Source organism: Salinimonas marina, assembly GCF_015644725.1.
Lineage (GTDB): Bacteria > Pseudomonadota > Gammaproteobacteria > Enterobacterales > Alteromonadaceae > Alteromonas.
The window spans coordinates 3,511,988-3,532,907 of record NZ_CP064795.1; the positions used below are offsets into that span (position 1 = coordinate 3,511,988).

At 50.2% G+C, this 20,920-nt stretch carries 17 protein-coding genes and 2 pseudogenes; 6 read left to right on the forward strand and 13 right to left on the reverse strand.

Annotated features, from left to right (window positions below):
- The 3 genes from IT774_RS15755 to IT774_RS15765 all read right to left on the reverse strand — a co-directional run bounded on the left by IT774_RS15755 (window position 1) and on the right by IT774_RS15765 (window position 2,750).
- On the reverse strand, window positions 1–891 hold the full coding sequence (locus IT774_RS15755) for a DMT family transporter (RefSeq protein ID WP_195810615.1): 891 nt from the start codon (window positions 889–891) through the stop codon (window positions 1–3).
- Complete coding sequence (locus IT774_RS15760; protein ID WP_195810616.1) at window positions 891–1,343, reverse strand: methylated-DNA--[protein]-cysteine S-methyltransferase; 453 nt, start codon at window positions 1,341–1,343, stop codon at window positions 891–893. The genes IT774_RS15755 and IT774_RS15760 overlap by 1 nt, the downstream gene beginning before the upstream one ends.
- Window positions 1,344–1,451: 108 nt before the next feature.
- Window positions 1,452–2,750: an Ada metal-binding domain-containing protein gene (locus IT774_RS15765; protein ID WP_195810617.1), complete on the reverse strand. Its 1,299-nt coding sequence runs from the start codon at window positions 2,748–2,750 to the stop codon at window positions 1,452–1,454.
- Between the two features lie 193 nt (window positions 2,751–2,943).
- Here IT774_RS15765 and IT774_RS15770 point away from each other — a divergent pair.
- Window positions 2,944–4,076: pseudogene (locus IT774_RS15770) on the forward strand (serine hydrolase domain-containing protein).
- 23 nt (window positions 4,077–4,099) lie between these two features.
- On the opposite strand, the gene speA reads toward IT774_RS15770, so the two are convergent.
- Complete coding sequence (speA, locus tag IT774_RS15775) at window positions 4,100–6,013, reverse strand: biosynthetic arginine decarboxylase (RefSeq protein ID WP_195810618.1); 1,914 nt, start codon at window positions 6,011–6,013, stop codon at window positions 4,100–4,102.
- Between the two features lie 455 nt (window positions 6,014–6,468).
- On the opposite strand from speA, the gene IT774_RS15780 reads away from it, so the two are divergent.
- The 3 genes from IT774_RS15780 to IT774_RS15790 are packed head-to-tail and all read left to right on the forward strand — an operon-like array spanning window position 6,469 to window position 10,188.
- Window positions 6,469–6,969 carry a (2Fe-2S)-binding protein gene (locus IT774_RS15780; protein WP_195810619.1) on the forward strand — a complete coding sequence of 167 codons (501 nt, stop codon included), beginning with the start codon at window positions 6,469–6,471 and terminating at the stop codon, window positions 6,967–6,969.
- Window positions 6,966–7,988: an FAD binding domain-containing protein gene (locus IT774_RS15785; protein WP_195810620.1), complete on the forward strand. Its 1,023-nt coding sequence runs from the start codon at window positions 6,966–6,968 to the stop codon at window positions 7,986–7,988. The genes IT774_RS15780 and IT774_RS15785 overlap by 4 nt, the downstream gene beginning before the upstream one ends.
- Window positions 7,978–10,188 (forward strand): xanthine dehydrogenase family protein molybdopterin-binding subunit, encoded by a 2,211-nt coding sequence (locus IT774_RS15790; protein ID WP_195810621.1) that lies wholly within the window; start codon window positions 7,978–7,980, stop codon window positions 10,186–10,188. Before IT774_RS15785 ends, IT774_RS15790 begins: the two co-directional genes overlap by 11 nt.
- 132 nt (window positions 10,189–10,320) lie before the next feature.
- On the opposite strand, the gene ppiC is transcribed toward IT774_RS15790, so the two are convergent.
- The 3 genes and pseudogenes from ppiC to IT774_RS15805 form a co-directional block, all read right to left on the reverse strand.
- Complete coding sequence (gene ppiC / locus IT774_RS15795) at window positions 10,321–10,596, reverse strand: peptidylprolyl isomerase PpiC (RefSeq protein WP_195810622.1); 276 nt, start codon at window positions 10,594–10,596, stop codon at window positions 10,321–10,323.
- A gap of 296 nt (window positions 10,597–10,892) precedes the next feature.
- Entirely contained in the window at window positions 10,893–11,477 is a 585-nt protein-coding gene (locus IT774_RS15800) for a DUF4136 domain-containing protein (RefSeq protein ID WP_195810623.1), read from the reverse strand.
- A gap of 321 nt (window positions 11,478–11,798) precedes the next feature.
- Window positions 11,799–13,825: pseudogene (locus IT774_RS15805) on the reverse strand (BCCT family transporter).
- Window positions 13,826–14,114: 289 nt separating this feature from the next.
- Here IT774_RS15805 and efpL point away from each other — a divergent pair.
- Window positions 14,115–14,690: an elongation factor P-like protein EfpL gene (gene efpL / locus IT774_RS15810; protein ID WP_195810624.1), complete on the forward strand. Its 576-nt coding sequence runs from the start codon at window positions 14,115–14,117 to the stop codon at window positions 14,688–14,690.
- 271 nt (window positions 14,691–14,961) lie between these two features.
- Window positions 14,962–16,092, forward strand: a complete 1,131-nt coding sequence (locus IT774_RS15815) for a serine hydrolase domain-containing protein (protein ID WP_195810625.1) — start codon at window positions 14,962–14,964, stop codon at window positions 16,090–16,092.
- Between the two features lie 48 nt (window positions 16,093–16,140).
- Here the strand turns inward: IT774_RS15815 and IT774_RS15820 are convergent, their stop codons facing one another.
- From IT774_RS15820 to IT774_RS15845, 6 genes are all read right to left on the reverse strand, one after another.
- Window positions 16,141–16,818: a DUF799 domain-containing protein gene (locus IT774_RS15820; protein ID WP_195810626.1), complete on the reverse strand. Its 678-nt coding sequence runs from the start codon at window positions 16,816–16,818 to the stop codon at window positions 16,141–16,143.
- 1 nt (window position 16,819) lies between these two features.
- The gene (locus IT774_RS15825; RefSeq protein WP_195810627.1) at window positions 16,820–17,161 is read right to left on the reverse strand and encodes a DUF4810 domain-containing protein; all 342 of its coding nucleotides are present in this window, start codon (window positions 17,159–17,161) and stop codon (window positions 16,820–16,822) included.
- A gap of 16 nt (window positions 17,162–17,177) precedes the next feature.
- Window positions 17,178–17,795: a CsgG/HfaB family protein gene (locus IT774_RS15830; protein ID WP_195812330.1), complete on the reverse strand. Its 618-nt coding sequence runs from the start codon at window positions 17,793–17,795 to the stop codon at window positions 17,178–17,180.
- Between the two features lie 288 nt (window positions 17,796–18,083).
- Window positions 18,084–19,730, reverse strand: coding sequence for a chaperonin GroEL (gene groL / locus IT774_RS15835; protein ID WP_195810628.1), 1,647 nt, complete (start codon window positions 19,728–19,730; stop codon window positions 18,084–18,086).
- Window positions 19,731–19,763: 33 nt separating this feature from the next.
- Window positions 19,764–20,054: a co-chaperone GroES gene (locus tag IT774_RS15840; protein ID WP_195810629.1), complete on the reverse strand. Its 291-nt coding sequence runs from the start codon at window positions 20,052–20,054 to the stop codon at window positions 19,764–19,766.
- Window positions 20,055–20,292: 238 nt separating this feature from the next.
- Complete coding sequence (locus IT774_RS15845; protein WP_195810630.1) at window positions 20,293–20,796, reverse strand: FxsA family protein; 504 nt, start codon at window positions 20,794–20,796, stop codon at window positions 20,293–20,295.
- Window positions 20,797–20,920: the final 124 nt, after the last annotated feature.

Sequence of the window (20,920 nt, forward strand, 5' to 3'; positions counted from 1 at the left end):
TTATTTGCCCGGCGCAAAACCCCGCCTGGCAAACAGGCGGGTAAGCCCGGTGGTCATAGCCACTCCGGTCAAAATACATAAGCCGCCAACCAGCGCCTGGGCCGACACACTTTCGTTTAGCAGCACCAGTCCCCAGAACAAACCAAATAAAGGCACCAGATAGGCTACTGTAATGGCCTTGGAAGGCCCTACTGCGCCAATTAAATGAAAATACAGCAAATAGGCAATACCGGTTCCCCCAACCGCCAGCCCGATGGCATTTAACCAGGCATAGCCAGAAGGGCTGACCTGGGGCCAGGTGGCCACGGCCAGCGGTAACAGTAAAACCGAGGCCACAGCCTGGGACCCGGCGGCGACCGCCAGCGGTTTTACGCCATGTAAAAAACGTTTCATGATGCAGGCCGCCCAGCCGTAACAGGCGGTGGCCGCGCAGGCAGCCAGAATCGGCAACGCTGACAACTCGCCCCCCTGCAGCTTTTGCTCGCTGATAATAGCCACGCCCACAAACCCGAGCACCAGCCCCAATACCGCCACTCTGGATAGCTTCTCCTGTAGCCAGATATAGGCAACCAACGCACCGAACATAGGCGCAGTGGCATTCAAAATGGCATTCACCCCGGCTTCAAGATGCAGGCTGGCAAAGTTAAACAGCGCAAAGGGGATTGCGGTGTTGATTGCGCCGATAGCTACAATAGGCCAGAAAAACCGGCGGATATCCGCGGCCTGACGACGCCACCACAGCACCGGCAATAAGACCAGGGTGGCCAGCACTGTGCGCACTTCTACCAGCGCAAAAATGCCAAACTCGGGGGTGGCCACCCGCATAAACATAAACGAGCCACCCCAGATAGCCGCCAGGGCAATTAGAGCTGCAACTTCTTTGGCAGGCATTACCACACCGCTCCTTCATGGTTGAGTAAAAAGGCTTTACGTTCCAGGCCACCGGCGTAGCCAGTGAGGGTTTTGTTGCTACCAATTACCCGGTGGCATGGCACCACAATCGCCAGTGGATTGCGGCCATTCGCCATTCCCACTGCCCGTACCGCTTTGGGATTGTTAATACGCCGGGCAATATCACCATAGCTTACGGTCTGACCATAGGCGATATCCTGCAGCGCCTGCCATACCTGATGTTGAAACGTGGTACCGGTGGCGGTCAGGGGCAGACTGAAATGCTGGCGTTCACCGGCAAAATATTCGGTTAATTGGGCCACCGCGGCCTGGGTATGGGCGTTAGGCTGTCCGGCTGCCGGCGTATCAGTAAAATCAATCTGATACAAACCCGCATCGGTAGCATTTACCACCAACAAGCCACAGGGGGTAGACAAAGTTTGACTAAACATACATCACCTATATTTGATTGACTGCAATATCCCATAATTGCAGGGTTAAGTAGGTTCGCCAGGGCGCTGCCGCAGCCGGCGTCAGGGTTTGTTCCCGGGCTGCTTTTTTTACCACCAGATCATTATCCAGATAAATATCACTGTGGGCAGCCCCGCGTATTTCCATATAATCGCAGGTCCAGGGCCGATACCCTTTAATGCCAGCAATTGGTCCCGGCCGGGAGGCTCCTGGTGTTGCACAAAGGCACAGGCCAGCGTGTGCAAGGTGGTTTGTCGCGAAGCAGGTAAGCGTAACGCCGTTAACGGCATGTTGGCCACCGCTTCAGGGCCAGGAAATACCCAGCCAAACTGATTTTTCTGGCCAGCTTTTGCGACCAGCTGATTGGCATAATTGGTGGCCGCTTTGACGGAGATCTGCTGTCCCAGCACCGCCCGACAGCCGGCCTCAAAATAGGACCAGGTGCCCGGCAACCTCAATCCTTCCACCAGTTGCCCGGAGGCGATGCCGGCGTTTAGCAAGGCGGTTTTTATAAGCTGCGGATCGGCATTCACGTCCAGTACCCGTGCCAGATTTTGCATTACCGGCTGGATACATCGTATGTCGGCAAGCTCCAGCTCGACGTCAAAACCATTTTTTGAGGCATTGTACGTGGCCTTCAAACGGCCGGCATGCTGATCCCAGTTAAAGACTAATTGGTAACTATTGGCGCTTACCTGCTCGACCAGCGGCAGGGCATGGACCGCCAGAAATTCCTGGACCTGCGCCCAGTTATAGGGCGTACGACATGCTAAAAATAAATGGGTTACAGGGGTGTCGGTGGACACTGATGTGGTTCTCCTTAAATTGCGGGGTGTCAGTCCCCAGTGCTTTTGCATCGCGATCTGTAACCGCCGGCTTGACTGAAAACCACAGGCAAGCGCCACCTCTGTCACCGTCAATGCGGATTGTTGTAACAGTTGTTTGGCAAATAAGAGCTGTTGGTAGATCTGTATTTGTTTTGGGGTCAGACCTAAATGCCGGGTGGTTAGCTGATGCAGATAACGTGAGCTTATACCCAGACGCGTTGCAATCTGACCAACATTTTGGGCGGGCAACCGGCTCAACAACTGCTGTGCACGTTTAATGGTGGTATCGATCCCCTGCCAGGCACTGGATTGCGGCGCACTGTCGGGCCGACACCGCAGGCAGGGCCGAAAACCTGCTGCCATTGCCTGCAGTGCATGGGCATAATACAAAACATTGTGCTCGGCTGGTAATCGCGCCGGGCACACCGGCCGGCAAAAGATGCCGGTGGTGGTAACTGCCACAAAAAAGGTGCCGTCAAAGCGTGGATCACGGCTTAGGCGGGCCTGTCGAAAACTGGCCAGTTGCTGTGGCGAGTGGCCAGCAAACTGTTGTGGGCTCATATTATCGCTCCTGTAACGATAAATCTGCCCCAGTGTAAACCAGTTTACCGGCCAGGATGCGACGAAATCGGAACTGACTGTAGCGCGAGCGGTTGATTAAACCTCGGCCCATACGCATAATACTTTGCACAAAATGACCATATACTGCCTGCATCGTGGTATATCTAACCTCTTTGGAGCCCATTTGCTGAAAATGCGTAATCGCCCTCTTTGCTGGCTTTTGTTGTTGTTTGGTTTTATTTTGTGTGTGGGATCAGCACAAGCCAAAACACAGCAATGGGTTGACGACTATGCTCGTTATGTAAAGAAACAAGCCAATAAATACAATGTTCCCGGTTATGCCTTTGTTTATTATCAGCAAGGTGAGACCCCAAAGTTTTTGTGCATGGTCGTACTGCCGGTTCAGGCGAACGGGTCACCAGCAATACTGTTTTTCGGCTGGCTTCGGTGTCTAAGACCTTCACTGCCTTATTGCTGGCCAAGCTGGTAGAGCGTGATGTGATGCGCTGGGATATGAATATCAATGAACTGGTACCCAGAATTCCGTTTAAAGGCGTGGGTATGGATCAGCTGCAATTGCAGCATATCAGTGGTCAGTCGAGCGGGTTTATGCCCAATGCCTACGACAATCTGATTGAAGCTGATTATCCTCTTGATCGGGTGCTGGAGCAGCTGGCCGAGCTGGAGCCAATTTGTGCGCCAGGACAATGTTATACCTACCAAAATGCCTTGTTTGGGGCCATTGAATATTTTTTGGTGAGTCAGAATACCTCGTATCATCGACAGTTGCAGGAACAGCTGTTTACCCCGCTGGGCATGACCACCGCCAGCGCGGGTAAAGGTGGTCTGATGGCCTCTTCCAGCTGGGCCAAACCGCATATTGCCATCGCCCGTAACAAATGGCGCCAAAGCATGGTAGAAAGCAATTATTACCGGTTTACCCCGGCGGCCGGCGTCAATGCCAGTATTGCTGATATGACCATTTATCTGCAGGCATTGCTGGGTGAGTTTCCCACGGTGGTGCCACCGGAGCTGGTCGCGCATATTACTGAACCCAGGGTACGCACCACCCGCGAAATTTATCGTCGGGGCTGGCGGCGTTATTTAAACAATGCTCATTATGGTTTGGGCTGGCGGGTGTATGATTTTAATGGCCACACCCTGAATTATCATGGCGGATGGGTAAAAGGCTACCGGGCCGATGTATCATTTGATCCCAAAGCCAAAGCCGGCTATGTGATGCTGATGAATGCTGAGTCAAATATGATCAATTCTGCCACCGCAGAATTCTGGAAGCGTTATTACGCGCAAGCCGGAGGGGGTTAGCCTCCGCCTCGCACAAGCACGGTCTAACTGGTTTTTAAATAGGTATAGCCGCTTAAGCAATCTTCATAAAAGTCGGTCCAGCGCACGCCTTCCCGGGGCATGATATTGCCTGCCGATATCTGTTTATCTATCAGTTTTTTCACATCATAAGCCATCGCCCGGGGGTTGTACTGCATAATATTAAGCACATCCTGCACTGACGAACCTTTGACTACTTCTTCAATATAAAAGTCCTGGGGGTCATCATCGTGACTGTAGATATGCACCTCATTCAGGCGTCCGAACAAATTATGCATATCGCCCATTACATCCTGATAAGCCCCGGTCAAAAACAAGCCGACATGATAGTGTTCACCGGCATTGAGCTTGTGCATCGGTAACACATCGGTAATTTCGCGGCCTACGGCAAACTGGTCAATTTTGCCGTCACTGTCACAGGTAATGTCCACCAGGGTACAGTTAACCTCGGGTTTTTCATTCATGCGGGTTAACGGCACCACCGGCAACAGCTGATCAATGGCCCAGGTATCGGCGGCGGACTGAAACACTGAAAAATTACACAGATATTGCGAGGCCAGACTGTGATCCAGCTCCTGCAATTCTTCGGGAACATAATCCTGGGTGGCACACCACTGTTTCAGACGCACCATAATACGCCAGTAAATGGTTTCAATTTTGGCCAGCTCTTCTAAGCTCAATACTCTTAGTTTAAACGCATCCAGCGCCTGTTCCTTGTATTGAGAAGCATCGTTGAACACTTCCTGCATGTTGGTTTGCTGTTCAAAATCATCTTCCAGCTCACGAATGTTTTTTACAAACACATGCTCTTGACTGGCCGCCGCCGTATCAATTTCAGCACTGTTAGAACGAATTTCGCCTACAATTTCGGTGACCACGCAGCTATGATGCGCGGTAATCGCCCGGCCACTTTCGCTGACCAGAGTGGGATGTGGCACCCCTTCTAAGTCACAGACTTCTTTCATGCCATAGACCACATCGGCTACGTATTCCTGCATATTGTAATTGCGCGATGAGTCGTTGGTAGAGGCGCTGCCATCGTAATCAATCCCCAGGCCCCCGCCAACATCGACATAGTCCAGCTCAAAGCCCATTTTGTATAGATCGGCATAGATACGGCCGCCTTCACTGATGGCTTCTTTAACCGCGCGAATATCGGTTAACTGACTGCCGATATGAAAATGCAGCAGTTTAAGACAATGACCCATGCCATTTTCTTGCAGATAGCGGGCGGTCTTGATGGTTTCGGCAATGGTCAGGCCGAACTTGGCCTTTTCGCCCCCGGAGCCTTCCCATTTTCCGCGGCCTTTCACGGTCATTTTGGCGCGCACGCCGACAATGGGATCGATGTTCAGCTCTTTGGCAATTTTAACCAGCAATAACAGCTCGGTGTATTTTTCCACCACCACCACCATTTTGCGGCCCAGCTTTCTGCCTAACAGCGCCAGACGCATAAACTCATCGTCTTTGTAACCATTAAGAATGGTCAGCGAGTTTTCGTTGATATTCAGTGCCAGCGCCGTGACCAGCTCTGCTTTAGAGCCGGCTTCCAGACCATAATTAAACGGTTCGCCGGCATCCACGATTTCTTCAACAACCTCGCGCATCTGATTGACTTTAATCGGATACACGCCCTGATACTCGCCCTGATAGCCGGCTTCGGCAATCGTATCGCGAAAACTGGTATTGAGGCTGGCGACCTGCGAGCGCAGGACATCATGAAAGCGCACCACCACCGGAAACTGCACTCCTTCTTCGCGGATTTCGTCAATTAAGGCTTTAAAATCAATGCGAATGCTTTTGTCAGCGGGTACCGGGGTAACCTGTACATTGCCATTTTCGCCAATTTCAAAATAGCCACCACCCCAGCGAGATACGCCATATAGCTTCTCAGCTTCTTCGATGCTCCACTCAGACAATGTTGCCACTCCAATAGGTTAAGGCGGGCGGTTTGATACAACCCGACCAATGAGATAATGATATTGCGCGTATTATAGCGATGCGCATCCATGACGCTATGCTTTTGTTGTTACCGGGCCCGGTAATCCGAACAAAATCACATCGCTGTTGTGAAGCAAGCTTACCTAGGCCCCTGGCAGAAGAAAACCGCCTGTCACAAAATTAATCTATGCCGGTAGCTGTTGTAACATTCTTATTAATGCTGGACAGCAAGTAATCTAATCATCCGCTCGTGCGTATGAGCAAAAACATCATCATTGTCCCTTAGCGTTTTTCAAAAACGCCCGTGTCTTTACAGAAGAGCAATGCAGTCCTCCTGTTTACATTCTGATGGCTGTAACCATTTGGCGCTGTCTGCCTGTATTTTTAGGCACCACCAGACAGCGTCCGGCTTGATCTAAAAAAGGAAACCGGCATGTCCAGCATTACCATTAACGGTCAGTCTCATGCGCTCCCCCAGGACCCGCGCACGACCCTGCTCGACTTTATGCATCAGCATTTACAACTATTTGGCGCTAAAAAAGGCTGCGACCATGGTCAGTGTGGCGCCTGTACGGTGCTCATTGACGGCGAACGTATGAATGCCTGCCTGCTGCTCACCTTTCAGCTGGCAGGAAAATCGGTGGTTACCATCGAAGGCTTAGCCAATGGCGATGAACTGCACCCGTTGCAACAGGCGTTTATCGACAACGACGCCTTTCAGTGTGGTTTTTGCACCAGCGGTCAGATTTGTTCTGGTATAGCCGCTCAGCAGGAAATAAAACAAAACCGGCCATCAACCCTCTGGTTTGACCCGCATCACACTAACACCGAAGACTTAAAAGAACGTCTTAGCGGCAATTTGTGCCGGTGTGGTGCTTACCCTCATATTATCGATGCGGTCAGTAAAACTGATGATGCTAAGGAGGTTGGATGAAACCTTTTGCTGTTTTTCCCTTACATCAACAACAGGATCTGGCCCGGGTTGAGTCATTTGAGCACAGCCGGTTTTTAGCCGGGGGCACCAATCTGGTGGATTTAATGAAGCACCAGATTGAAAGTCCGGAGCAGATCATCGATTTATCCGGCTTTGAGCAGGCCTACCAAATCAATGAAAACGACAATCGGGTAACGATTGGCGCCATGGTGTCGAATACCGAGCTGGCTGACTTTGCCTACCAGCAGCCGGGCTTATCATTATTAGCTCAAGCGTTACTGGCCGGGGCCACGGTACAGCTGCGTAATCGGGCCACCACCGGCGGTAATCTGTTGCAACGTACCCGCTGCTATTATTTTTACGATACCACCAAACCCTGTAATAAGCGGCAGCCGGGCTCTGGTTGTGGGGCCATAAATGGCTTTAACCGGATTCATGCGGTGCTAGGCACCTCAGAACATTGTATTGCCTCGCACCCCTCCGATATGGCCACCGCGATGACCGCGTTAAATGCCACTGTTCATACCCAGAATGCCAGCGGCGAAACCCGGCAGATTCCGGTCCGCGAACTGTATCAGCTGCCCGGCGACACCCCGCATATTGAAACCCAGTTAGCCGCTGATGAGCTCATTACGGCGGTAAGTATCGATAAAACCCCTCGGGGCACCCACATCTACCAAAAAGTGCGGGACCGCTCTTCCTATGCCTTTGCGCTGGTGTCAGTAGCCTGCACGCTGCAGGTTAAAGATGGCATCATCAGTGATATTAATCTGGCCTGTGGTGGCGTGGGCCCTAAACCCTGGCATGCGCAGGCTGCCGAAGAGTATCTGCGGGGTAAATCTGCCACAACCGAGCTGTTTAAACAGGCGGCTGATGTGGAGCTAAGCCCCGCCAAAGGCTCGGGCTACAATGACTTCAAAATACCCATGCTAAAACGCACGCTGGTACATGTTTTAACTCAGGCTACCGAGCAGCAGCAACAACATCCCGAGCACGAAGGAGCAATCTATGCCCGCTAATACAACGTCTAACCCTTACGGAATTGGTGCTGCGGCAAATCGGGTAGATGGCCGGCTGAAAGTTCAGGGCAAAGCCACCTATGCCGGGGAGAACCTGTTTGATAAAGCCCCGTTGATTGGCTGGATTGTGGGCGCTGATATTGCCAGTGGTACCTTAAAGCAGATCAATACTGAAACAGCCGAGGCCCAGGAAGGGGTACACGCGGTTATCACCTATAAAAATTCTGTTGAGCAAAGACCCTTCGGCCAGCCTGAAGAGACGCAGCGCTTTGGTCAGAGCCGGGCCATGTTAAACGAAGACAAAATTCGCTACGCCGGTTTTCCGGTGGCTCTGGTGGTAGCCGATACCCTGGAGCAGGCTCGCTACGCCGGTCAGCTTATCGATTTTGTGATTGAGCCTGGCCCAATTAGCCTGTTAACCGAACACAGCGAAGCTCAGGTGACGCCTGAAAGTGTGGATGGGGGTTACGAGCCTGATGCCGGGACGGGTAATATTGACACCGCGCTCAACAGCAGTCAGCGTTTTGATATGACCTATACCACTCCTAATCAGGTATCGGCGGCCATGGAGCCACACACCAGTATTGCCGCCTTCGATGGCACCAACCTGGTGGTGCATACCAGCGTACAGATCCTGGCCAGCGCGGTGGATTGTCTGGCTTCCACCTTTAAACTGGCAAAAGAAAATATCCAGGTAAAAAGCCCGTATGTAGGTGGCGGTTTCGGGTCGAAGCTGGGTCTGCATAATGATGCGATACTGGCCAGTATTGGCGCACTGCATTTACAACGACCGGTTAAGGTGGCGATGACCCGCAGACAGGTGTTCCATAATGCTCCCCATCGCGGCATGAGTATTCAGCAAATGGCGTTCAGCGCCGATGCCAATGGCAAACTAGGTGGGGTTCAGCATCATAGTGCCATGCCCATGGCCAAAGACTATGCCTTTGCTGAAGGCACCGGCGTGGCGGCCCGGGTGAATTACCAGGCCGAGGCCATCGACAGCAAGCATCGGGTAAAAGTGGTGGACTCACCTATGATTGATTCGGTGCGCGCCCCTGGCGATGCTATCGGTTCGCTGGCGTTTGAGGCTGCGGTCGATGAAGTGGCGCGGGCGCTGAAGATTGATCCGGTGGAGTTCCGGCGCAACAACATCGCGCCGGTCCATCCCATTACCGGCGCCGACTTTTCTACAAATAACCTGGATAAATGTCTGATTGAAGGCGCTGAAAAATTTGGCTGGAAGGAGCGCCAGTACACCACCAAAGGCACCAAAAAGAATGGCTTTGGCGTGGCGCTGGGAATGCGTATGAATATGATTGTGCCCAGTGCGGCCAGTATTACCTTGCAGCGTGATGGGCAGCTGGTGGTGCGCACCGACATGACCGATATTGGCACCGGTACCTACACCATTCTGACTCAGATTGTGGCCGAGCACTTCAATGTCGACGCCCAGCGAATCACCATCGACCTGGGCAACAGTGACTCGCCGGCTTCTTCAGGGTCCGGCGGCTCCTTTGGGGCCTCCAGCAGTGGGACTGCGGTGCTTAATGCCTGCGAAGCGTTGTCGTTGAAACTCAGTGAACTGGCCGGATTGGCCAAAGGCAATGAACTGGTGAAACTACAGGATAACGAGGTAGTATTTGGCAAAGGCGAGACCCAGCAGCAACATAATCTTGAGTCATTGTTTGCAAAGGCATCGGACAATGCATTAACCGCGACCGGCTCGGTGGCCCCCGATGAAGGCAACGACAACTATGCCCAGTACAGCTGTGCGGCGCATTTTGCCGAAGTGGAAGTTGATACCGTAACCGGCGAGGTCAGAATCCTGCGCCAGCACGGAGCGTTTTCGGCCGGCCGCATTCTTAATCACAAAACTGCGGGCTCGCAATTAAAAGGCGGTATGGTCTGGGGCGCCAGCTATGCCTTGTTTGAAGAGCTACAGCAGGACTCAAGAGACGGCAGCTTTGTGAACTGCGATTTTGCTGAATATCACTTTGCGGTCAATCGTGATATTGGCGAGGTATCGCTGCATATCATTGAAGAGCCTGACTACAAAGCCTGCAAACTTGGCAGTAAAGGCATTGGTGAACTTGGCATTACCGGCTCCGGCGCCGCCATCGCCAATGCGGTTTATGATGCGGTAGGCGCCCGGATTCGCGCCTTTCCTATCACCCCGGATAAGGTGATGGCCCAGCTTTAGACCATCTGTGCCGGGCGCCCTGCCCGGCACCCGCTCCGAGACAAACACCCCGATACAAATGTAATAAGGCGCACCCGGCACCGATGTTCTGGTGCCGGGTACGCTGTTGTCCGACTGAAAAAAATGGCTGAGTTAGCTACGATATAACGGCTTGATTAAATGAAAGCCAAAACGGGTTTTAACCGGCCCATGTACCTTTAGCAGCTCTTTTTTAAATACCACATCGTCAAATGGTTTTACCATTTGCCCTCGGCGAAACTCACCCAGGTCGCCGCCACGCTTGCCCGACGGACAGGTAGAATGCTTTTTCGCCAGCATTCCAAAGTCTTTTCCTTTTTTCAGCTGAGCAAGAACCGCCAGCGCTTCTTTTTCAGTTTTTACCAGAATATGCAAAGCAGATGCTTTCATGGCTTGTAAGTTATCCTACTTAATCTGTAATACCCAGATTATACCGTATCGGGCCGCCCTGATCCGGATTGATGCATGCTGACATAGTCAGAAACGGCAATAGTAGTCTGGCTATTCATTGTAAATTATAAGGTAGCAAGACCCCGGCCCGCCTGGCTCAGGGTATTGCATGAGGTGGGTATGGCCTATAGCAGCTTGTATGGCGAAACCTTAGTGGGCTGTTAGCGGGCTGAAAGCTCTACTGAATGGCTGGTGACGCAGGTTCTGACAAGCCGCCCGGGGCGCCTGTCTGAAACCTATTCAGCATTGACCGCACCGGCATTTTTCGCCGGATAGGACGCCAGTAGCTTACGCACCAGCTCGGTAAGCTCTCGTTGTACGGCAATACTATCCTGCGCCTCCAGCTGTGTGCGACCACTTGCACTGTAAACAAACTCGCCATTTTGTACCACATCAATCTGCAGGGTTTGATACTGAGTGGATTGCTCGCCAAGCGGGACACTAAAAATGCTTCCTAGTGACAGGCCGGTAGCGCTGCCAAACACACTGGTCCCCAGACCAAAACTCACGGACTTACCGCTGCTATCGCGATTGGTGGCCGGGAAAAAACCCACTCTAACATCGGCGCTATTTTTATCGGCAGGGACAATTCCCTTACTCTGAAGTACCGAGGTAATGGCCGTTACAATATGGTTTTCAAGATTGGCGTTAACCGAATTCAACGGCGGCTGCACATAAAAGGAGTCAATGCCGGCAAAGTTGGTCTGTTCGTTAACACTCACATCGGGCTTATTCGAGGAGCACCCGGCTAACAAGCCCCAGGAAAGAAATGTGAACAACAGCAGGCGGGCGGCATGAAATGGTGTTTTTGCTAAAGGCATAAGATAACCAGATATGAAAACAGATGGTTTTTAAACGGCCCACCCCCGGGGTTAGGATCGTTAAAGATTAACTGGCGCCCATTAGGATGAAGCGTGGCGTCTGACCCTGTCGGGCTGGTGTGAAGGGTTAAATCGGTTGCACACCAGGTTACTTTGATTTTAAAACGCCACGGTTCCAGGTGTATCTGCAGCTGTGGTAGAGCGCTTGTATAGAGCCCTGTACAGCATAATCGAAACAGCCACGTGATGACTCGACCAGACTTTTTTCAATGCTGCCATCGATTCAGGCCCCCGGCGTCTTGCTGCATCAGAGTGTCTGATTCATGTCTTTGGCTTATTCAGCATCTCGTCATGATCGTCCATCTGCCACGGCAACTGGCCCGGGCTGTTATCCAGGTAGTGCAAATACTGTTCAAACTGATCCAGGATATCCTTCACAATGGCTTTCTTATCAAAACCATAGATATCATAGGTTTGCCCACCACGCCGCAAAAAGACTTCTGCCCGATAATACATTTCGGCTTCATCGTCGTCGGTGCGACGCTCAGCATAACTGTAGCCGGGAACATGATGTTCTGTCATGCGGATATCATAGATAAAGTCGGTATGTTCATGACGTTTCACCATTAAAAACGCTCGGCTCAGATCTGCATCAAACTCTACCTGAGCCTGCCACTCCCGCGACTGGAGTTCTGACTGCACATCTTCCAGCGCAGGTGCCACGGTCTGCTCAATAAAGTCATGCACACTGTCTTTGCCAGGATAATTTGTCATCGCATCTAATCGGCTTTGCCAGTCCTCGCCGTGGTTGTTTTTATTCAGCGTCTCAGCCTGCAGGCTATTGTTTCGATAGCCTTCAATGATTAACGCACGCCAAAGCCCGGCGGCAGCCATCAGCATTATCACGGCAAACGGCAAGGCACTGGTGATGGTCATCGTTTGCAATGCGTTTAAACCACCAGCCAGCAGTAACACCGAGGCGACCGTGCCTTCAAGAATCGCCCAGAATACACGCTGCCACACCGGGCTGTTTTCATGGCCCCGGACGACAGTGAGTCAATGACTAATGACCCGGAGTCAGAAGAGGTCACAAAAAAGGTGATGATCAGCAGCACGGTTAAGCCCGACATCAGTGACGACCAGGGCAACAAGTCATAAAGTTTAAACAAGGCAATGGCTTCATTTTCCTGAACATCGGAGATTAAACTGGCCGCGCCCTGATTCATGATGGCGTTGAGTGCGGTATCCCCAAATACCGAAAACCATAAAAAGGTAAACAGGGTAGGCACCAGCATGACCCCGAACACAAACTGGCGAATAGTCCTGCCACGACTGATTTTGGCGATGAACATGCCCACAAAAGGGGCCCAGGCAATGGTCCAGCCAAAGATAAACAGCGTCCAGTTGCCTATCCAGTCACTGCGACTGTAGGCTTGCAGATTAAAGGTACGTTCAACAATTCCGCTTAGGTAACTACCGGTGTTTTGTAAAAAAGACTCCAGAATGCGCACCGTCTCCCCAAATACAAACACGGTACTCATCAATGCAACCGCCAGCCCCATATTAAGTATCGATAAGCGCTTGATGCCTTTATCCATACCTGCTAGCACCGACACCGTAGCGGCGATGGTCACGATAGCGATGGTGCTGATTTGCACAGTAATATTAATAGGAATGTCTGCCGACAAGTAGTGTAGCCCTGCATTGATTTGAGTGACAGACAGACCAAGGGTGGTCGCGATACCAAACATGGTCCCCAATATGGCAAAGACATCGACCGCATGCCCAATTGGACCGTGAATTTTGTCACCGATTAGGGGGTACAGGGCAGAGCGAATAGATAGTGGCAGACCTTGTCGAAACGCAAAATACGCGAGCACCAGGCCAACCAGTCCATAAATCGCCCAGATATGGAAACCCCAGTGAAAGAAAGCAATTTGCATGGCTTGTTTGGCGGCATCCACCGTTTCGGGAGCGCCGGCGGGGGGCGAGGCATAATGTAAAACCGGCTCTGCTACACCAAAATACAATAAGGCGACACCGTAGCCGGCAGAAAAAAGCATCGCAAACCATTCCGGAAAACTGTACTGCGGCTCGGCGTGATCCGGTCCCAGCTTTATATGCCCCCAGTCAGAAGCGGCCACCGCCACAATAAACATTAAAAATAACGCAACACATAGCATGTAGAACCAGCCAAAGGTCTGGGTGATCCATGCCAGCATACCTTCAAATGCCTGACCCGCGAGCTCCGGCGCACTAATGGTGCCGATTACCAGCAACAAGATGATCACCACGGCGGGAACAAAAACCGGAAGAAGAATGGTTGACCGATGCGCCTTTTCTTTCATATCAGATCCTTTTGTTAGCAGATAAGCCCGATGCCCGCCTGGGAGGCTACAGCCTATTTTTTTACTTGGCCTGATCAGGAATAGTTCACCTTATCTTGTTGGGTATGAAGCAAAAAATCGTTCGGCTACCGTCTCAATAAAAAGCTCCATCGTAGGGAGGCTGGCTTTTACAAAATCGTCAGCACCATTGTGTTTCGGGCTTCCGCATTGGACCTAAATAGCGCAGAATAGTGGCTTGTATTTGAAGCACCATGCCAGCGTGGCTGGTCATTAATAACAAGGACACACCATGCCAAAGGCAAGTGACATCAAGAAAAACAACACCATCGTTTATAATGGGAAAACCTGTATTGTCAGAGATATTGACCGCTCGGTACCGCAAGGGCGGGCTGGTGGCAGTATTTATCGTATGCGTATGTACGATGTGGTCACCGGCGCCAAATTCGATGAAACCTTTAAAGACTCGGATATGCTGGAAATGGCTGATCTGGTTCGTCGTCCGGCGATGTTTTCGTATATGGACGGGGAAGAGTTTGTCTTTATGGATAAAGAAGACTACACCCCTTATCACATGAATCAGGAAAGCATTGCTGATGAAGCTCTGTTTATTAATGAGAAAACCGACGGGATCCAGGTGTTAATCGTTGATGATGCGCCGGTGGCGCTGGACCTGCCGATGAGTGTGGAACTGGAAGTGGTTGAAACCGACCCTTCTATTAAAGGTGCCTCGGCCACCTCAAGAACCAAGCCTGCCACCTTATCGACCGGCTTGGTGGTACAGGTACCAGAATACATCAGCACCGGCGAATGGATAAAAATCAATACCGAAGAACGTAAATTCCAAAGCCGCGGCGAAAAGCACTAACAAACGCATTGCCTAGCCCGGCCGCCCCATGCGGCGGCCATAAAACCCAAAGGGCTGCAGAGTAACGTTACTGCTGAGTACCTTTGGGTCTTTTTTCCCATATTCTCGACCCCACCCTTTCTTTGCTGCCATGTCTCAAGCTCACCCCATGCAAAAGTACATTTTTTATACACACTTGTCGGCAATCCCGTTATGGTAATACTGTTTAAATTTTATTCTTTTACTGGATAACCGGGCTTTTATCCTCGGCCACTTGCAAATGGACACGACTATGAAAAGACAGGCTGTGGTGGCTGCGTTTCTGACCTTATCTGCGCCATCAATCAGCGCTACGTCAATTGATGGCGCAACACTCGACCAATATGAGCAGTATTTGACACAGTATCGACAACAAAACTCGGTGCTGAGCCTGTCCGTGGCAATCGTAAAAGACGATAAAATTGTTTATGCCAAAGGCTTTGGCTGGCAGGATCATGACGCCGAAGAACGCACGACCGCCGATACCACTTATCTGGCCGACTCCATCACCAAAACCTTTACCGGCGCCACCCTTCTGGCGATGGAGGCTGATGGCAAAATTGATCTTGATGCCCCTTTCACCACCTTAAGTGACTGGCAAAAACGCTGTAAATGGCTGGGTAGCAGCGGCATTATTTTTGGTGGTGGCACGCTGGATAATGGCCAGCAAATTCCGCCGGTGGATTGTAATGCTTCTATTACTCTTCGTCAGGTGCTTCAGCATCGCGTACAGGGTACCCCAGGTTCTGGGTTTTTCTATAATCCTGTGGTTTTTGGCAGGTTATCCAATTGGGTAGAAGAAAATACGGATAAATCCTGGCGTGAATGGATGCACCTGTATGTGCTTGGCCCGGCAAAGCTCGAAAACATTGCGGCAGGCTGGCGCGATGAAAAAGGGTCTGTGGCACTGACCCACTTAGCCCCACCCTTTCGTCATGCGCCTGAACAATCTGATAACCTCGCCCCTTCTGTTTTACCCAATCCTGAACTTAATGCCAGTTCCGGTATCATCGCCAGTGTAAAATCGCTGGCCCGTTATTCCATTGCTCTCGACCAGGGGTTAATTTTATCTTCTGAGCAACGCCAAAAAATGTGGACGCCCCCTACCGAGGCAAACGGTGAGCCCGCCCCCTATGCCTATGGCTGGTTTGTGCAAAACTGGCAGGGCTATAAAGTGGTATGGCACAGCGGCTGGTGGCCCGATGCCTATGCCGGTTTTCTGGTCAAAATACCTGAGGTCGGATTAACCTTAGTGATACTGGGAAACACCGATGGGCTGCGAACCGACATCAATACCCTGACCACCGCCGAGGTTCACAAAAATCCGGTGGTAGGAAAGTTTCTGGAGCTGTTTTTGGGCCCAAACACTACAGCTGACCAATAAACACAAAAAAGGCGCTCCGAGGAGCGCCTTTTCTATTAAGTGTAGTGTCTAGTTGGCTTTTTCACTCGGCACGGGATGACCAAATTTGGGAGATCGAGGCCCGTATAATAGACCATTATAGCTTTCGGCTGAAAGCAAGCGAGAGGAGGTTATTGCTGCTATATCAAACCCCCTGTCCGTTATTGTTTCGAAAATCTGACTGACCGCTGCCTGTACTAAAATCCCAATCAGGCCACCACTATTTGCGTTTTGGTTTTCAGCAGAGGAGGCCGTTGCCGTACTTTTCCACAGCAAGTTGCCGCTGCTTAAGTCTACTAGCGAGGCAGCAACAGTTACCCGAGTTTCACTAGAAATCACCACATAACTCGTGCCATATTCTTCAATGTTGATGTACAACGCAGCATCGGCACCAAATATTTCAGACAACTTCTTGAATTCGACAGCATGTATATCTTGAGCGACTGTAAGACCATTGTTTTTAAAGGTTTGATCTACCACTGCCACCGGAAAAACATAAAAACCAGACTCTGCTATTGGGGGGGCAACTTGGGCCATTATGCTATATGGGGCAATAACTTCGGGAGTATTATTGATAGGGGGCAATACAACAACCGATTTTGGGTTTGCGGCTTTAAAAGCGGAGTAGTCGTATGCAGGCGGCATACTGGTACAGGCCACTAGAAGAACACTAATCGTGAGAAGGAACAGTAACTTGAAACATTTCATCTTAGGCTCCCTTTGCTGATTTCAATAAGAAATCAATGTATTGCTCTGACTCTGGAAACAAAGCTTTTTCCTGAGCAAATTGTTGAGCTCCCATCTCTGGGTTACCAGCCTCAAAATAAAGCATGCCTAAATGTGCGTGAACACCCGGAGCTATATTTTTACCTTCGGCCGCAGCAGTTTCAATAGCCTGATTAAGCACTGAAATTTGCTCTTCTAATGTGACCTCTTCACCTTTGAAGTAGCTATATACCGCATTATTGTATTCACCGTAATGATAAAGTGGCTCTGTTGTTTTACAGCCCCAAAGCGTTAGGGAAAAAACTGCTATTAAAATAAGTCTCATACCAAAATCCATTTATTTAGATTGTCCATGCACCAGATTCGATGCCGCTCACTAACTTGTTAACTACTTCGCGTACCGCTAAGTCCAATACTTTTCCATTTAAAGTAGCATCGTATCCAGCGGTGCTACCAAACCCTATAACTTCACGTTCTGACAAGCTATATTCACCAGCTCCTGCCACCGAATACACTATCTCTGAAGAAGTAATGTCAACTACGTTCAGAGTCACTTTCGCATAGGCAATTTGTGATTTTCCTTTACCTAGCAAACCAAAAAGTTGTCTGTCACCTACGGCCTTTCGGCCAAATTCGGTAACGTCTCCTGTAACAACAAACTTAGCGCCAGTAACGCTTTGGGTGGTACCGGAACGATTAGCCTCACTGGCCAACAACTCCATATTGTCACGATCTAAAACACGAAATCGATTAGTTTGCTGAAGGTGACTCATCAAAGTGGTTTTGGCCTGGTTACCAAGGCGATCATTTCCAGATGAAAAAATCCCATTTTGAAAGCTCGACCGATTAACAAAATTTCCAACTACCAACTTTTGTTTTTCACCGGTAAATTGGGTTTGATAACTGTTTACAGTTGGTGTTTCAACAGCCTTAGAGGTAGTTGTCGCACATCCGTTCATGCCTGTAATTACTATTAAAGAAGCAGTTGCACCTGCTATTTTTCTACTTATATTAAATTTCACGTTTTTCCCTTAATTACACTAAACCGCTCAAAATGAACAAACTTGGTTGTATCGAATAGCAATTCTTTTAAAGTCCATTTACACGTATTGTTATACCAACTAAAAAAAAATACAAACAATTATGATCTTTTCTGAAAATTTTGAAATCTTTTAAGTATATAAATAGAAACAAAAAAAGGCGCTCCGAGGAGCGCCTTTTAAATCAAGCAGTGAGCTTAGGGTGGCTTACATCATGCCGCCCATGCCGCCCATTCCACCCATGCCGCCCATATCCGGGGCTGCTGGTGCGTCGTCCTGTGGTACGTCAGCTACCATGGCTTCGGTGGTGATCATCAGGCTGGCAACAGACGCGGCAAACTGCAGGGCTGAACGAGTTACCTTAGTTGGATCAAGGATACCCATTTCCAGCATGTCGCCGTAAGTGTCATTACCTGCGTTGTAACCGAAGTTACCTTCGCCGCCTTTAATCGCGTTAACCACAACTGAAGACTCAGCGCCGGCGTTAGTTGCGATTTGACGCAGAGGCGCTTCCATCGCACGCAGAGCCAGGTTAATACCATGGGTCTGGTCTTCGTTGTCACCCTGCAGTGAAGCTACTTTTGCAGCCGCACGTACCAGTGCCACACCACCACCAGGTACCACGCCTTCTTCTACTGCAGCACGAGTGGCGTGCAGAGCATCTTCAACGCGGTCTTTCTTCTCTTTCATTTCCATTTCAGTGGCGGCGCCAACTTTGATCACGGCAACACCGCCAGAAAGTTTAGCCAAACGCTCCTGAAGTTTTTCTTTGTCGTAGTCTGAAGAAGACTCTTCAATCTGACCACGAATCTGAGTGCAACGACCTTCAATTGCGGTTTCGTCGCCGGCGCCATCCACAACGGTGGTTTCGTCTTTGTTGATAACCACACGCTTGGCGGTACCCAGGTCTTCCAGCTGTACTTTTTCCAGCTCCAGACCGATCTCTTCAGAGATCACGGTGCCGCCAGTCAGAATCGCAATATCCTGCAACATCGCTTTACGACGGTCGCCAAAGCCCGGTGCTTTCACCGCAGCAACTTTCACGATGCCACGCATGTTGTTCACAACCAGTGTCGCCAGTGCTTCGCCTTCAACATCTTCAGCGATGATCAGCAGTGGCTTACCTGCTTTGGCCACGCCTTCAAGGGTTGGCAGCAGTTCACGGATGTTAGAGATCTTTTTGTCTACCAACAGGATGAACGGGTTGTCTAGTTCAACCGTGCCATTTTCCTGGTTGTTGATGAAGTAAGGAGACAGGTAACCGCGGTCAAACTGCATACCTTCAACCACTTCCAGCTCGTTTTGCAGAGCCTGACCTTCTTCAACAGTGATAACACCTTCTTTGCCAACTTTTTCCATTGCTTCGGCAATGATTTGGCCAACCACTTCATCTGCGTTCGCAGAAATCGTACCTACCTGAGCAATAGACTTGCTATCAGCACAGTCAGTAGACAGGGCTTTCAATTCTTCAACCGCGGCGATAACTGCTTTGTCGATACCGCGCTTAACGTCCATTGGGTTCATGCCCGCAGCAACGGCTTTCAGGCCTTCAGTTACAATCGCCTGGGCCAGTACCGTGGCGGTAGTAGTACCGTCACCGGCTTCGTCATTGGCTTTAGACGCAACTTCTTTGACCATCTGTGCGCCCATATTTTCGAACTTGTCTTCCAGCTCGATTTCTTTGGCTACAGATACACCATCTTTAGTGATGGTTGGGGCACCGAATGATTTGTCCAGTACCACGTTGCGGCCTTTTGGACCCAGGGTAACTTTTACTGCATTTGCCAGGATGTTCACGCCCTTCAGCATTTTTGTGCGGGCGTCATCTCCAAAACGTACTTCTTTAGCTGCCATGTTTAAATTCCTCTAAATACGGTTAACGGTTAATTACTCGACGATTGCCAGGATGTCGCTTTCGCTTAGGATAAGTACTTCCTCATCATCCAGCTTTTCTGTTTTAACGCCGTAACCGTCGTTGAAAATAACGGTGTCACCCACTTTTACATCCAGAGCTTTGATGTCTCCGTTCTCAAGGATGCGACCGTTACCTACTGCAATCACTTCACCACGGGTCGATTTTTCTGCTGCAGAACCAGTCAGCACGATTCCGCCTGACGATTTTGATTCTTGTTCTGCGCGCTTAATAATCACGCGGTCGTGTAAAGGACGAATTGCCATTTTCAAGTCTCCTGAAAATTCCAACGAATAAATGTTAGCTAATTCAGACGTACATCGAATATGTACGCCTTTTACTAAAAGAGATGGGTGTTGGACCCGCCTCAAACTCCATACTGCGAGGATAAATGGGGGAGGCGCGAAACAAACTCAAGGGGTATTGGTTGAAAAAATTACAATTTTTTTCCATTCGACTGCTCAGGCAGTCACTATCCATAAAAATCTATTGATTTTTCAAAGCTTAGCGAAGACGGTTGTTCTCATCATTGTCGGTTTTATTCGTATACTGGCCTTCGTACACATCACCATTTTCATCCCGTGGCTGCTGGGTAAACGGGCTCTGTGGCTGGTCAAAAGGACTTTGTCCTCCAAAACCGGCGCTGGTGACCACCCGCGCTTTCATATGCTTGGTTAAGTGCGAGGCAATCACATGACGACTACCGGGAAATACAAATAATAACCCCAGGATATCGGTCATAAATCCGGGTGTTACCAACAGGACCCCGGCCACCACCAGCATCAGCCCCTGCACGATTTCATTGCCGGGCAACTCATTGCGCTGCATCTTGTCCTGAGCAGTCTGTAGGGTTTGTAGCCCCTCACGACGCACCAGGTACGAGCCCAAGAACGCGGTTAAAATAACAATCGCGATGGTGTTCCAGCCACCGATAATACCGCCAACTTTTACCAGCAGGGCAATTTCAATGATGGGTAAGATGGCAAAAAGTAAAAACAAAATACGCAAATCGCATTCCTCAAAATATTCTGAACTTCTCTGGTTCTAGGTTGGGGCAAACCCGTTTATCTCAATCTTTTATAGTAATCAATACGAATAACTCCCTGAACCCGGTCATCATTTGTTAACCTAA

Coding starts and splice junctions, on each gene's coding strand:
- IT774_RS15755 (WP_195810615.1), bottom strand. CDS start 891: ATGCCTGCCAAAGAAGTTGCAGCTCTAATTGCCCTGGCGGCTATCTGG.
- IT774_RS15760 (WP_195810616.1), bottom strand. CDS start 1,343: ATGTTTAGTCAAACTTTGTCTACCCCCTGTGGCTTGTTGGTGGTAAAT.
- IT774_RS15765 (WP_195810617.1), bottom strand. CDS start 2,750: ATGAGCCCACAACAGTTTGCTGGCCACTCGCCACAGCAACTGGCCAGT.
- IT774_RS15780 (WP_195810619.1), top strand. CDS start 6,469: ATGTCCAGCATTACCATTAACGGTCAGTCTCATGCGCTCCCCCAGGAC.
- IT774_RS15785 (WP_195810620.1), top strand. CDS start 6,966: ATGAAACCTTTTGCTGTTTTTCCCTTACATCAACAACAGGATCTGGCC.
- IT774_RS15790 (WP_195810621.1), top strand. CDS start 7,978: ATGCCCGCTAATACAACGTCTAACCCTTACGGAATTGGTGCTGCGGCA.
- ppiC (WP_195810622.1), bottom strand. CDS start 10,596: ATGAAAGCATCTGCTTTGCATATTCTGGTAAAAACTGAAAAAGAAGCG.
- IT774_RS15800 (WP_195810623.1), bottom strand. CDS start 11,477: ATGCCTTTAGCAAAAACACCATTTCATGCCGCCCGCCTGCTGTTGTTC.
- efpL (WP_195810624.1), top strand. CDS start 14,115: ATGCCAAAGGCAAGTGACATCAAGAAAAACAACACCATCGTTTATAAT.
- IT774_RS15815 (WP_195810625.1), top strand. CDS start 14,962: ATGAAAAGACAGGCTGTGGTGGCTGCGTTTCTGACCTTATCTGCGCCA.
- IT774_RS15820 (WP_195810626.1), bottom strand. CDS start 16,818: ATGAAATGTTTCAAGTTACTGTTCCTTCTCACGATTAGTGTTCTTCTA.
- IT774_RS15825 (WP_195810627.1), bottom strand. CDS start 17,161: ATGAGACTTATTTTAATAGCAGTTTTTTCCCTAACGCTTTGGGGCTGT.
- IT774_RS15830 (WP_195812330.1), bottom strand. CDS start 17,795: ATGAACGGATGTGCGACAACTACCTCTAAGGCTGTTGAAACACCAACT.
- groL (WP_195810628.1), bottom strand. CDS start 19,730: ATGGCAGCTAAAGAAGTACGTTTTGGAGATGACGCCCGCACAAAAATG.
- IT774_RS15840 (WP_195810629.1), bottom strand. CDS start 20,054: ATGGCAATTCGTCCTTTACACGACCGCGTGATTATTAAGCGCGCAGAA.